The following is a 13,231-nucleotide window of genomic DNA, read 5'->3' as shown; positions in this document are numbered from 1 at the left end:
TCACTCAGCCTTGGCCTTGCCTTTCGCTTTGACGACGGGCACCGGCTCCAGCTTCACCAAAGTATCACGCTTTGCCGCCCATGTCGCCTGTTCCTCGGCCTTCACGCTCCACAGCGTCACGTTGTCGATCTCCACCGTCCCATCCTTCGGCCCCGCAATGCCCAGTCCATGGCCGCCACTTTCCACCGGTTTCGCAAAAACCGCGTTCTTCGCATACAGCGTCGGCCCGTCGGCAAACTGCACCACCACCTCCTCGCCCTTCAGTTCCGCCAGCACGTGATACCATTTGCCCGGTTCAAACTTGAACTCCCTGGCCTCCGCCACTTTCACCGACTCATGATCCGCCAGCATCTCCACCCCGTTCTTCGTCAAATGCAGCCGGCAGATGTGATGCCCCAGCTCGATGAAAGGAGCGATCGCCGTCTCGCTGCCACCGCTGAACCTCACTGAAAACTGCGCGATGCACTGCGTCGGCGTGGCTGGCGAGGAAATGCGCGGCTCATACCCAAAGTGGTTTTTTCGGTTGGCCCGAAACTCCGCTGTGGATGGCTTGCCCAGCAGCATCCCATCCGCGATGACCCACTGCGTCCCCTGTCGCGGTTCCCAGCGCGTCTTCTCCAGCGGCCCAGCCTTGGAAAAATCATCCTGCAGCACCACCTGATCCGGCTGCGCCATGAGAGGTTTGAGGTCCGCCGCGACAGCGCCGGAAAGAGAGAGAGCAAAGGCCAAAAGACTGGTTTTCATGCAAAGAGGCGCATACAACGGGGCCGGGCCTGTGAGCTTGCGGAAAATCCCCGGGATCGTGGCAAGGCAGCCCCTCTTTCATCGTTCCTTTCTTCCGCCATGACCAGCCACCCCCGCCGCCACTTTCTCAAGACTGCAGCCCTCAGCGCCCTTGCCGGGCCAAACATCCTCCGCGCCGCTGACTCGAAACAGAAAATCCGCGTCGCCTGCGTCGGCATCGGCAATATGGGCGGTGGCGCCGTGCAGGCCTCCCGCGACGAAGAAATTGTCGCCTTCTGCGATGTGGACTGGCGCGACCTCGGCGGCCGCAGCGCCGGTGAACTCGCCAAAAAGCACCCCAATGTCCCCAAGTTCACCGACTTCCGCGAGATGCTCGACAAAAAGGGTGGCGAGATCGACGCCGTCCTCATCTCCACGCCGGATCACACCCACTTCGCCGCAGCCATGGCTGCCATGGAGGCCAAGAAACACGTCTTCGTGCAGAAGCCTCTCGCCCACAATATCTGGCAGGTTCGCACCCTGCAAAAAGCCGCCAAAAAATACGGCGTGCAAACCGTCATGGGAAATCAGGGCCACTGCTGGGAAGGCATCCGCCTCGTGAAGGAATGGTTCGAAGCCGGCGTCCTCGGCGAGGTCCGCGAAGTCCACTGCTGGACCGACCGCCCCATCAGCAAAGTCGGCTTCCTGCCAAAATTCCCCACCCAAGTCCCCGCAGGCGAACCCGTGCCCAAGGACGTTGACTGGAAGCTCTGGCAGGGGCCCGTGGCCGATGCTGAGTACAACTCCCAATACATGCCGCAGTTCTGGCGCGGCTGGTGGAACTACGGCTGTGGCGGCCTTGGCGACATCGGCTGCCATTGCCTCGACGCCCCTTTCTGGACCCTTCAGCTCGGAATGCCGGAAAAGGTCGAAGTCGTCGAGCAGCAGCCCGCCGACTTCAAAGGCTACACCGCGCCCAAGTCCCACATCATCTTCCACTTCGCCGCCCATGGCGAAATGCCTCCCGTGCAGATTCATTGGTATGAAGGCGGTCTGCTTCCCGAAAAACTCCCCGGTATGGAGAAAGGCCTGCCCGACAACGGCATGATCATGAAAGGCAGCAAGGAGACACTCTTCTCCGAAGGCATGCGCGTGCAGAGCCCGCAGCTCTGGCCCCGCGAGCGCATGACGCCCCTCATCGACATCCTCCGCCGCAAGCCCCTGCCGCGCTCCGTCGCCGGCGAACCCATCGGCGAGCTCTTCGCCTCCATCCGCGGCACCATCCCGCACGCAGGCTCCCACTTCGACTACGCCTGCCCGCTCACCGAACTCGTCGCCACCGGCGTCATGGCCATCCGCTCCGGCAAAACCATCGAATGGGACGCCGAAAACATGAAGGTCAAAGGCGCGCCCGAATTCGACGCCTGGATCAAAGAACCCGTGCGCGAAGGCTGGAGCTACGGCGAAGACCTTTGGAAAGCATAATCACATTCCGCACATGCACCGCCTCGCCCTCTTTCTCTCCCTCGCTTTCGCCACCCACGCCCAGGAAATCCGCCACACACCCCTCACGCTCAAGGACGGCGGCACTCCCGACAAACCCGCCGTCTTTGACGGCAAAGGCATGATCATCGATCTCGGCATCGACGTCACTTCCCACGACTGGGAAAAGCAGGGCGATGTTTGGACCTCCCGCGGCCCCTTCGAAAAACATCCACCCATCGATGACGTGCAACGCGCCGCCCTCTTCATCGAAGAAGTCCCCATCCGCATCACCCGCGACCGCGCCGCCGAAAAAGCCAGCGGAGAAAAAGGCAAAGTCGTCTTCACCGCACCATCAGCGCTTCAGCCCGGCCAGATGGGCTTCAAACCCGATGGCACCATCTACTTCCGCTGGCCTGAGGGCAAGCCCCCCGGCTCCGCCAAAATCTTTCTCCCACCCGCAGGACTCGCCAGCTGTGTAAACATCGCCTGTTCCTACATCACCATCAAAAACATCACCGCCCTGCATGCCGCCAATGACGGCTTCAACATCCACGGCCCCCGCGTCGGCATTCGCCTCGAAAACGTGAAAGCCTTCTCCAATGGCGACGAAGGCATCAGCGCCCACGAAACCGTGCAGATGGACGTCTTCGATTCCGAGATCGCCTGGAATGGCTCCTCTGCCGGGGGCATCGCCGATGTCAACGACAGCGTCACCACCTACACCAACTGCGAGGTTCATCACAATGTCGCCGCCGGTTTCTTCCTCGAAGGAAAATCCCACCGCGTCACCCGCTGCCGCATCCACCACCAGGCCCAGGACATCGTCATCCGCGACGGCGCCCAGGTGGAGCAATCCGGCAACGAATGGCTGAAACCATAATTCAACACGCCACCAACCAACGCAGCCGCTCCCCGCAATCAGCCGCAGGCTGATTGGAAGTACGACAGACACTCCTGTCTGTCGATCAGCGCCCCCGCAAACACACCTCCCCCACGCACCTCCACGTCGACTCGCGCCTCTCACGCCAGACCATAGGGCGGCCGTGGCGCCAGACCGCCCGTCTGCGAGCGACCCCACCTCTCCTCTCACACCTGGCTGATGTCCAGCACCCCGGTGCTGAATCCAAATTTCCCCGCGTCAGCCCCCATCCGCTGCGCCAGCGCCACCAGCAGATTCGAAAAGACATGCTTGTCCTTCTCGATCGCAATATGACGCCCATGTTTGTAACCGCCTCCCGCGAGCACCAGCGGCAGGTTCGCCGTGCTATGCGCACTCGCGTTGCCCAGATTGGACCCAAACAGAACCGCCGTGGAATCCAGCAGCGCACGCCCGTTGTCCTGCGTCTTCTTCAGCTTGCCCAGGAAATCCGCAAAAGCCGCGAACTCCGCTCTCTCGATCACCTTCAGCTCCTCGATCTTCGCCGGGTCCTGCCCGTGATGCGAAAGATTGTGCCAGTCGTTCTTCACCCCTGCGATCTCAGGCACCGCATTCATCCCGCTCAGTCGCAGCGTCACAGCGCGGGTCGAGTCCGTCTGCAAAGCCAGCACAATCAGATCCTGCATCAGCTTCATCTTGCCGATCGCATCCGTGCGGCTCTGAATGTCCGTCGGCGGCTTCGCATCCACCTTCGGCTTCGGCCGCTGCGCCCACGCCTCGTTTTGCACCAGCCGCCCTTCCAGATCACGCACCGCGGAAAAATACTCGTCCAGCTTCTCCTGATCGCGTTTGCCCAGATCGTTGTGCAGCTTCTTTGCCTGCCCCATCACCGTATCCAGAATGCTCCTCCCGCGCTTTAGACCCCGCACCTGCGCTGCCACCTCCGCAGGAGTTCCATCTACAAACAACTGCTGAAACGCCTTCGACGGCGATGACTCCGCCGGCAGCGGCACCCCGCTGGCCGACCACGACAGCGACTCACTGCCCGTGCCAAGGATCAAACTCGGAAACCGCGTCTGCGCCCCAATCTGCTCCGCAATCAGCTGGTCAATCGAGATCGTGTTCTTAAACCCCGCCAGCCCCGGATGCTTCGCAGACGTCAGCCACGTCATTTCAGACGTGTGCCCGTTCGCCCCGCTCTGCTCCTCATGCTGCAGGCCCGAGAGCACGGAAAAATCGCCCCTCAAATCCTTCAGCGGCTCCAGATAAGGCGTCAGCGCGTAGTCAGCACCCGTCTCCTGCGGAAACAAAAACGGCGTGTGAAAGCCCAGCGTCGCACACATCGCCAAAAACCGCGGCGGTGGCTGTCCCACCGCAGCCTGCGCCCGCGTCGCAAACGCCGGCACCATCGCCTCCAGAAACGGCAGCGAAAGCACAGTTCCGGTGCCCCGCAGAAAAGCACGGCGGTCGAGATGACGTTTGGCGGGGATGTTCATGACAGTGACTCTTTGAAACGCCCCACCGGCTCGCAGTCTGTCAGTTCCCACGCCTTCACGCCACACTCCGCTTAAACTTCGCCTCATACCCCACCGCCCCGTCTACCCCGCGAAGCTGAAACACGATCTCGCTCTCCTTCCCGCTCGGCGTCAGCTCCACACAAAGAAACCCGCCCTTCACCCGGTGAAATTTGTGATACGTCTTGTCCTCCCCCGGTGAGCCGCTCGCATGCGAATTGCTCGCCGGCCCCACGCTAAACTCCTGCACGCCCGCCGTCGGGTGCACCGAATGGTACTGCCAGTGCCGGTCCCCGCACACCACAAAAAAATTGTCCGGCACATTCGCCTTCAGCCACGCGCGGATCTCATCCCCCTCATGCGTGAAACCCTCGTTGCTGTGATTGTCATTTTTGTTGCCACGATCCGGCCCCACCAGTGGCGTCGGACTCACCAGCACCTTCCACGTCGCCGTGCTCTCCTTCACCGTGCGCTTGAACCACTCCTTCTGCTCCGCACCCCAGATCGTCTTCTCCGGCCCGTCCTTCATCGTGTTCGGCGAGCGATAATCCCGCCCATCCGTGAACCACACCTGCAGATCCCTCCCCCAGCGAATCGTCCTAAAATCCCTCTCACCGATCGGCGTCTGCTCCCGGAAAATCTGGATCCCCTCGCCAAACGTCAGCTCACCCGCCTTCATCCCCGGCCACGAATCATTCGTCAGCGTGTCATGATCATCCTTCAGCCAGTACGTTGAAGTACTGCGCGTCGCCTCAATCAAACGAGGCAGGCTGAACATCCGCTCCCAATGCAGCCGCGCCAGCGCAGGCGACACCGCCCTCGGCGGATTGCTGTCATAATAAACCAGATCCCCCGTCATCACCATGAAGTTCGGGTCCAGCGCCGTCATCGAAGGATAAATCGGATGCCCGTCCGCATGATCGCGGTCCTGATACCCCTGGCACGTCATCACACAAAACCGCAGCTTGCTCGGCGCCGCACCATCTGGCGCCGTATGAAACTTCCCTTTGAAGCTGCCCCCCGCCGTCTCACTCACATAATGATACGTACTGCCCGCCTTCAGCCCGCTCAGCTTGAACTGGTGAATCCCATCCTTCTCCGCGCTCACCTCCGTCCACGCCGTCTCCGCCGCATCGCTCAGATCCTCCTTCAGCCCATAGCGCACACGCACCTTGCCTGAGGCCGCCGGACACGCCCCCTCAATCTCACGCACCGCAGGCACCTCCTGCACCTTTTCCTTCACACCCTTGACCTTCTTCTGCTTGTCAAAACTCACCCCCGCATTGTTCCGCACCGCCCCCTCCGTCAGCCTCGTCCACACAATCGCCGTCGTATCCGTCACCTCCCCCACCCTCGTCCCCGTCGCCTGAAACGGCCCACTCGCAGCCGCCTGCGAAATCCACGGCGCGGCAAACGCCACCGCAGCAGTGTTTTGAATAAAACGACGACGATCAAAAGAAGGTGCCTGGCTCATGGTCCAGCCATGAACGTCATCCTCTCACATTTCTGTCTCCCACCTTCGCCTCACCACACAATCAGCCCCCCCCTTCTCCCCCGCCCCACCGACGCGCAAACCTCCGCCCATCATCAGTTCACCCGCCCCGAATCCGCCCACACGTCCGCACCCCTCCCATCCCAAGTACGTAGTTCGGGGTTCGCTTCGCGGCTTCGCAGCAGCCCGCTCCGGAACCACCGCATCGCCCAAAATTCGAAGCCAGCCATCTCAAGTTTTGTAGTACCGGCTTTAGCCGGAATCTGGAAGCTTCCTATGCGCAAGCGAGCCCACCAATTCACGCCCAGCCCCAAAGGGGCGACCTATCGCAGCCCAGGGCAAGCGAGCCTAAGCGAGCGCCGCCCTGGGTTATCTGGAGAAAATCGGGAAGCAAACCCAGCACTCCGCCACATCTATCTGGCCCCAGCAGCGTTTGCAAAGAGCCCCGCCGCACGCACGCCCACTCCACACCCATCACTCCCTCCCTCACAGCCTCAGCTTCTTCACCAGCCCGCTCTCCTTCTCCTCCGCACTCATCGCCTTATACTCCACCTTGCACTTCGGCAGCGCCGCCTTGATCGCCTCCACATCCGCCTCCGAAATGTCCACCGTCTCAATCTTCAGCTTCACCAGCTTCGGCAGCGCCTGAAGCTGCGGAATGATCTTCGCGCTCAGCCTCGCCTCCGTCAGCTCCAGCGACTCCAGCGTCTTCATCTGCGCAATCACGCCCATCGTCGATTCATCAAAGCTCGCCGGCGAGTCCTTCCCCCACTCCGGCAGCCGTTGCCCCATCCTCAATCCCGTCAGCCGCGTCAGCTTCATCAGCGCCGCATTTCCCGCCTGCGTCTGCGCCGTGTGCCACGTGCGAAAATCCTTCAGCTGCGTCAGCTGCCCGATCGCCTCCATCGCAGCATCCCCCGTCGTCGATCCCGCAAACGTCAGCCGCTCCAGATTCGGCAGCTTCTTCAGCTCCACCAAACCACTCCCCGTAAAATCCTTCGACCGAAACGCCGGATGAAAAAACGCCAGCGACTTCAGCTTCTGAAACGCCGCAAAATGCTTATACCCCGCATCCGTCAGCTGAATCCCGTTCGTGCTCAGCATCTCCAGCTCCGTCAGCCCCGTCAGCAATCCGATCGTCTCATCCGTGATCGTCTTCCCGCTGATGCTCAGATTCTTGATCGTCGTAAAACCACCCAGCGTCCGAAAATCCGCCTCGCTAAACTTCTCACAATCCACCTGCACCTGCGTCACCACTCCCCCCGCCTCCGTCACTTTCGCCCCCAGCTTCTGCAGCGCAGCCACATCAGCCGCCCACAGACCACCACAGCACAGACCAAAAACAGCGAGAAAGAGTTTCATGCCCCTATCTCAAATCATAAATCAAAAATCGTAAATCATAAATTTCATCTCACCCCACACTGATCTGCCCCTCATGCACCCCGGCCCTCAGCTTCACCGGCGCCTGCGTGTGATTATGAATCACCGCATCCCCCTTGAAGACCACGCCCGCGCCGCACTCCACCGGCCCATGCACCAGCAGGCTCCGGCAATGCAGCAGGCTCGGTGTATGCGGGAAGTTGTGCTCCAGCCCGTCCACCAGCTTGCACAGCTTCTGGTCCAGATGCAGGTGCGGCGGCTGCCCGTTGCGGCTCGGGTGCAGCCTCAGACAAAAATCCTCCGTCAGCTCATACGCATCGGATCTCACCGCCAGCAGATCGCTCGTCGTCTTCACCGGCGCAAACCGCACCCGTGAAACCTCGATCGCCCCCGCTCCTTCAAAACACTCAATCGCAGCCCCCATCGCCGTCTCCAGCTGCACCACCGCAGGCGAAGCACTGTCGCGCGGATCCACCGTCTTCTTGTTCATGATCGGCGGCAGCGGGATCAGCCCGTCATTCGCCTCCAGCGCCGCCTTCAGCGCCTGCAGATCAATCCACAGGTTGTTCGTGTTGAAATACCGGTGCTGATCGATGTTCTGAAAATGCCCTTCATCTTCCTTCGGGCACTGCGCCGACTCCCGCAGCAGAAAGCGCCCGTCGCTCAGGCGCACCGCCAGATGACCGCCCTTTTTGTCAGACTCCGTCCTCCGTGTCACCTCCATCACAAACGGCATTCCGCTGTCCGCAAACCACGCCAGAATCGCCGGATCCAGCGTCGCCCCGAGGTTATCTGAATTTGAAACAAACGCATACCTCACCCCGCTGCCCAGCAGCCGCTCCAGCCAGCCCGAACCCGCGAGGCATGCATAGATGTCCCCATGCCCCGGCGGGCACCATTCCGCATCCGGACTCGCCGCCCACGTCGCCGGCTCCAGCGAACTCGCCAGCACCTTCGGCACCTTGTTCTGCATCAGCTCCCACGTCTCCGTTCCACCCAGCTGCGGAAATCGCTTCGCCAGATGCGCCGCCGAATCCGCCGAAGTACTAAAGCTGTTCATCAGCATGAACATCGGCACCTCTCCCCCCGTCTGCGACCTCAGCAGCAAAATCTGCCGCGCGATCAAATCCAAAAACGTGTCCTCGCCCCGCACTGGCAGCAGCGACTTCGCCTTCTCCAGCCCCATCCCCGTGCCAAGACCACCGTTCAGCTTCAGGATCACCGTCTGCTTCAGCAACTCCGCCGCACGCTCCGCCGCCGGAGCCTTCAGATCATCCGCCCGCGGTAGATCCTTCGCCGGAGAAATCGTCGCCTCAGGAATCATCCCCGTCTCCCCCGCCAGTAGCGCCGCATAGCTCCCGCGAAACGCCCGGATCGCCGACTCACTCAGCCCCTCCGCCTGCATTTTTTGACGAAACGGGGCAAAGGAAGCTTCGATGCTCTCAGGACTGCGGGAAGATTGGCTCATGCGTCCCCAACGCTAAAGTTAACCATCAGCCGAGGCAAACAATCATTCATAAGACATCCCGCAGCCCTTCGGAATTCGCCGCGCCTGACTCCTTTTACAGCACCGGCACCGATGGCAGACGAATGCTCAAAAGATACGCCACCACATCCCACCGCTGCGCCTCGCTGAGCGTCGCCTCAAAGCTCACCATCGGCGTCCCGTTCAGCCCCGTCGCCAGCACCCGGTACAAATCCTCCGGCCCGTCTCCGCAGCGCGGATGCGGCTGGCGCAGATCCGCCGGCGCCGCGGGCAGCCCCCAGATATCCTTCAGCGCGATCGCCGCCGCCCCCTTGCCATCCGCCTTCTCCCCATGGCAGGCCGCACAGTTGGTCGCGAAAAGTTTCTGCCCGACTCCCGCATGCGCTTTGACCTCGCTCTCCTTCTTCAGCCATTCCGGCGCTGGCGCCAAACTGATGGCTTCCGCATAATTCTCCGGCTTCCGCCACCTCCGCGAAAACGACTTCACATACGCGATCACTGCCTCCACCTCGTCCGACTGCAGATGGCTGAAGGCCCCCATCGCCGTGCCGCTCAGCCCATGCGTGATCGTCCTTCGCAGATCATCATCCGTCGGTAGCATGGTATACGGCGTCGTGCGGAATTTAAACATCCCCTCCCGGAACGACCTCGGCTTCGGCTTCAGCGTCGGGCTCATCTCCCCGTTCCCATCCCCGCGCTGCCCATGGCACACGATGCAGTTCCTCTCATACACAAACTTCCCCTGCATGTACAGATTGAAGTCCAGCGGCACGACCTGATCCGCCGCCGCGAGAGCGCCAGCCATGGCCAGAAAAACAAAGATGCATCGGAAATACATGTTCACCCTCCCTTATCGCTCTTCGCGGGCCGGAAACCACACCCCGTTTGCCATTTCCTGCGCCAGAAGTGCGGCCATATCATCTTGACTCCAGTTCTTCATCCACGGCATCATGCTTGGATGCGCCTGGCATTATCCACCCTCCTCTGGCCATCACTGCTTTGGCTTGGCGCATGCGTGACTCTGGGCAAGGAAAGCCCCCGCATACGGCAGCTCCTCGATCCCGCCACACGCATGCAGGCCCTGTATGAAATGACGGACCAGAAAGAGAAGCAGAGCCTGGCCGAATTCACCAAGGAACACGCCAATCTCCAGGTCACCCGCTGCCCTCAGCGGGATTCAGCCCCCTCTTTCTACATTGTCTCCCACACCCCCGAGTGGCATTCCCTGTCCGACACCTTTCCCGGCGACTACGAGATCCCACGACCGGAAAAACTTTTTCAAGCACGTCGCCCCGCAGCCTCGGCTGACGGCCAGTCACCGGCTCGCATGCTCGACCAAGTGCTCAGTGGCTACTTCGAGAACGGCCGGAAGTTCGATCCATTCGGCGGCGACAACATGATCACAGATGGTTACCTCTTCGACGTCAATGGAGACGGCGTGGTGGAAAAGCTGGACACCTACCATTCCGGCGTCTCCATCGAAAACGCCACGGTCGAAGTGTTGTGCATCGAGACGGCGGAGACAAAGCCGCGCACCCTGCTGTCTGTCGTTATCAACTGGCACAGCCGTGATGCCGATCTCCCCGAAAACCGCTGGTCGTGGGACGTTCGTCCGTCCGCCGCCGCCGCAGGCTGGCAGGTCGTTCTGTTTCCCAGCACCGGCAGCGCTGACAAGCCTCAGGCGGTTTATGAATGGGACGCGACTCAGAAGCGCTTCACCGGCCCGGCTGGCGGCAAAGGCAGCCACTTCGCCCGTCTGCCCGCCCCATTCGAAGAGGCGGAGGCAGCCTTGAAAAAACTTCATGCACAGGGAGGCCTCGCTTATCCCATCAAGCAGTTCACCCCCGTGTCTGAGACGCTTGGCTTCGGACCGGCCTCCGGCTCTGGATCTCCTGCGCTCCCGCCAGCCCGCCCCTATGTGAAACAATCACGCCAGTCGCTGACGCACGCGGAGCTGTTCACCTTCATGGGTCTCGGTCGCAGGCCCCATCACCATCTTCAAGATCATCAGGAGAATGACCGCATTCCTGACGGTTTCTGGACCATGGCTCCTCAGGCCGCAGCATTGGAGCTGGTGGACATCAACCGCTCTCCGCGGCACCACTCCCTGTTTCAGCTCGCAGTCGAAGATCGCGACGGACAAAAGCCTCCGGAATCCGGGACGCTTCACCTCAGCCATAGCTCGTCCTTCTGTTACAATGCCCGCGTGTGGGAGATCTTTATTTCCTTTCGCCCAGGCGACTCCTGGCTCGCCTATGGCCGCACCGTGTTCAATGGCGCGGCCAGGTACAACGCGCTTCATGATGGACCTTTCTACGACTTCGAATGGCACGATCTCAAAGACGCGGACGCCCGCCATATCGCGCACACCCTCTGGTGGCTCGACCGCGTACGCAGCCGCAACCGCCTCGGCAGCAAAAGCAGCATGGGCATGAGCATGAGCACTTCCACCGCCGATGGCTCCGCCCATCTCAAGCTACGGTCATCCTCCGAAAGCAAGCCGCTGGTGAATCTCCAAGGCCAGGTCCTCGCAGACGAGATCTGCCACCGCTGGAACGATGATTACAAGAAAGAGACCGCGCTGAATTTCGCATGCCTGCTCATCGAAAAGGCGCTGCCGCCACGCTGGGGCGATGGCCCCGAGTTCCTGCATAAAGCCATGCCCGTTCTGCGCAACGAGTCAGACGATCCTCCGGACCCCACCTCGACCGAAGCCCGCCGTCAAAGCACTCTCATGATGCTCCATCGCTTCATGGACCGGCTTGAGCATCCGCCCTCGCTGCCGCCAGTCTTCCTTAAATCAGCGCTTCATGCCGCAGGTGAGATGGGCCTTTCCGCGGAAGATATTTTGCACTCCGTGGAATCACACGTTCTGCCGCCCACCGCATCGGAGATCGAGCTTCGAGATCTCGAGAAGCGCATCCAGGCCGCCGGTCCCATGCCCCTTCTCGAGCCTTTTCCCCCCAGCCTCGACTTTTTAAGTGACACCCCACCCAAAAAAGAATCCGCCGAAGAGCTGCGTCTCCGCAAAAAACAGCAGCAGCATCAGGAAGATGAATCACGTGCCTGGCAGCTGCGCACAGAGCTTGAAGACAATCTCTCCTACACGCTCCGCGACACGCTGCCCTCCGTCCGCCGCCAGCTCGCGGCTCGCGATGACGTCGCGGCTCTCAAAACCTGGGCCTCATCACAAGATCTCAACGCCGACTGGGCCATGCGCCGCCTCCAGGAAGTGGACATGTCGGCTTATGTCAGCGTTCTCTCCGCCGACCTGCTCAAGCTGAAAAAGCCGGACGAAGCCGCCAGGGCAGTGGCCTTGTTCAAGGAACTTTGCACCGCCGATCCCGCAGCCGCCGCACACGCGCTGGGCCAGCTCAAAGGAGAACTCGCCAAAGCCTGCACCGCCATCGCCCCACCGGCCATGATCGGTGAGAAGGCAGATGTGGACAGCCTGCTTGCCGCGCTGACAGAAAAATCCCCTGCCTATTGGGACAAGAAGGCCATCCTCGCTCAGCTCGTCCCTTCGGAGGATCCCATGCGCCATCGCGATCCCCGCATCGAAAAAACGCTGCTCAAAGAAATGATGGCGCAGGTAGTCGAGTTCGGCGGTCACGGAGACCTGCTCGCCGAGGCGCTCTCACGGCGGGAGGGAGCCCTTCGCTACTGGGACACCTTCAAAGATTTCCATCAAAAGAAAATCGCCCTCTACAGCAGCGACTACGACGTGCTTTGCCGTCTGGCACAGACCAGCAGCGATCCAAAGCACATGGCAGAACTCCGCGCCATCCTGCTGTCACAGCTTCAGCGCACCCACTCCTCTCTCACACCTGCCTTTGCATCTCTCTATGCCCTGGATTTGCGCGACACCGCTCCCGATCTGGCCCGTGTCGCCACCTTTGACGCCACCGATGTGGAGGGGCAGGAGGCATACACGGCAGGCAACACCGTGCGGGTCATCAAAGACCGCTTCCACATGCCCCGTCACATCCTCGCCCTCTGGGACGAGCCGGATGCCACCACCACCGCCCGCATGCTCATCGCCTGGAGCATTCACCATGCGGCAGACCGCGGCTTGTTTGCAGATCGAGTTCTCGCGCAGGCCCAGAAGGCGCTCACCGCACCTGGCCTCGACCACGCCGTGGTCCGTGAGTTTCTCGACTGGTGCCTGAACTCCGCGGACGCCACCTCCGAAGCTCCCATGAGCGCCAAAACCAGGCAGACACTCCAGTCCTGGCGCGCCGCCCTGCCCTGAGCACCTCTCCACGCAAAGGCAG

9 protein-coding genes are annotated in these 13,231 nt (G+C 61.3%); 3 read left to right on the top strand and 6 right to left on the bottom strand.

Features of this window, described 5'->3' with window-relative positions; genetic code table 11:
* Nucleotides 1-744, bottom strand: a complete 744-nt coding sequence (locus ACILSO_RS19225; protein WP_395739070.1) for a hypothetical protein — start codon at nt 742-744, stop codon at nt 1-3.
* A gap of 99 nt (nt 745-843) precedes the next feature.
* Between ACILSO_RS19225 and ACILSO_RS19220 the strand changes: the two genes are divergently transcribed.
* A complete protein-coding gene (locus ACILSO_RS19220) occupies nt 844-2,208 on the top strand; it encodes a Gfo/Idh/MocA family oxidoreductase (protein WP_395739069.1) in 1,365 nt (454 codons plus the stop codon).
* Nucleotides 2,209-2,221: 13 nt separating this feature from the next.
* Nucleotides 2,222-3,088 carry a right-handed parallel beta-helix repeat-containing protein gene (locus ACILSO_RS19215; protein WP_395739068.1) on the top strand — a complete coding sequence of 289 codons (867 nt, stop codon included), beginning with the start codon at nt 2,222-2,224 and terminating at the stop codon, nt 3,086-3,088.
* A gap of 206 nt (nt 3,089-3,294) precedes the next feature.
* Here the strand turns inward: ACILSO_RS19215 and ACILSO_RS19210 are convergent, their stop codons facing one another.
* The 5 genes from ACILSO_RS19210 to ACILSO_RS19190 form a co-directional block, all read right to left on the bottom strand.
* Nucleotides 3,295-4,581: a DUF1552 domain-containing protein gene (locus ACILSO_RS19210; RefSeq protein WP_395739067.1), complete on the bottom strand. Its 1,287-nt coding sequence runs from the start codon at nt 4,579-4,581 to the stop codon at nt 3,295-3,297.
* 55 nt (nt 4,582-4,636) lie between these two features.
* On the bottom strand, nt 4,637-6,073 hold the full coding sequence (locus ACILSO_RS19205) for an alkaline phosphatase D family protein (RefSeq protein ID WP_395739066.1): 1,437 nt from the start codon (nt 6,071-6,073) through the stop codon (nt 4,637-4,639).
* A 504-nt stretch (nt 6,074-6,577) separates the two neighbouring features.
* A complete protein-coding gene (locus ACILSO_RS19200; protein WP_395739065.1) occupies nt 6,578-7,453 on the bottom strand; it encodes a hypothetical protein in 876 nt (291 codons plus the stop codon).
* 49 nt (nt 7,454-7,502) lie between these two features.
* The gene (locus ACILSO_RS19195) at nt 7,503-8,939 is read right to left on the bottom strand and encodes a UTP--glucose-1-phosphate uridylyltransferase (protein WP_395739064.1); all 1,437 of its coding nucleotides are present in this window, start codon (nt 8,937-8,939) and stop codon (nt 7,503-7,505) included.
* Between the two features lie 94 nt (nt 8,940-9,033).
* Nucleotides 9,034-9,762, bottom strand: a complete 729-nt coding sequence (locus tag ACILSO_RS19190; RefSeq protein ID WP_395739063.1) for a c-type cytochrome — start codon at nt 9,760-9,762, stop codon at nt 9,034-9,036.
* A gap of 153 nt (nt 9,763-9,915) precedes the next feature.
* Between ACILSO_RS19190 and ACILSO_RS19185 the strand changes: the two genes are divergently transcribed.
* Complete coding sequence (locus ACILSO_RS19185; RefSeq protein ID WP_395739062.1) at nt 9,916-13,209, top strand: hypothetical protein; 3,294 nt, start codon at nt 9,916-9,918, stop codon at nt 13,207-13,209.
* Nucleotides 13,210-13,231 lie beyond the last annotated feature (22 nt).

Source organism: Prosthecobacter sp. (genome assembly GCF_044226605.1).
In the GTDB taxonomy this organism is placed as follows: domain Bacteria; phylum Verrucomicrobiota; class Verrucomicrobiia; order Verrucomicrobiales; family Verrucomicrobiaceae; genus Prosthecobacter.
The sequence above is the reverse complement of the archived record's forward strand: the minus strand, read 5'-3'. Positions and strand labels throughout refer to the sequence as shown.

Bases quoted from the DNA above. Each gene is read 5' to 3' on its own strand.
- ACILSO_RS19215 (WP_395739068.1), top strand. From the start codon at position 2,222: ATGCACCGCCTCGCCCTCTTTCTCTCCCTCGCTTTCGCCACCCACGCC.
- ACILSO_RS19225 (WP_395739070.1), bottom strand. From the start codon at position 744: ATGAAAACCAGTCTTTTGGCCTTTGCTCTCTCTCTTTCCGGCGCTGTC.
- ACILSO_RS19210 (WP_395739067.1), bottom strand. From the start codon at position 4,581: ATGAACATCCCCGCCAAACGTCATCTCGACCGCCGTGCTTTTCTGCGG.
- ACILSO_RS19200 (WP_395739065.1), bottom strand. From the start codon at position 7,453: ATGAAACTCTTTCTCGCTGTTTTTGGTCTGTGCTGTGGTGGTCTGTGG.
- ACILSO_RS19190 (WP_395739063.1), bottom strand. From the start codon at position 9,762: ATGGCTGGCGCTCTCGCGGCGGCGGATCAGGTCGTGCCGCTGGACTTC.
- ACILSO_RS19185 (WP_395739062.1), top strand. From the start codon at position 9,916: ATGCGCCTGGCATTATCCACCCTCCTCTGGCCATCACTGCTTTGGCTT.
- ACILSO_RS19195 (WP_395739064.1), bottom strand. From the start codon at position 8,939: ATGAGCCAATCTTCCCGCAGTCCTGAGAGCATCGAAGCTTCCTTTGCC.
- ACILSO_RS19220 (WP_395739069.1), top strand. From the start codon at position 844: ATGACCAGCCACCCCCGCCGCCACTTTCTCAAGACTGCAGCCCTCAGC.
- ACILSO_RS19205 (WP_395739066.1), bottom strand. From the start codon at position 6,073: ATGAGCCAGGCACCTTCTTTTGATCGTCGTCGTTTTATTCAAAACACT.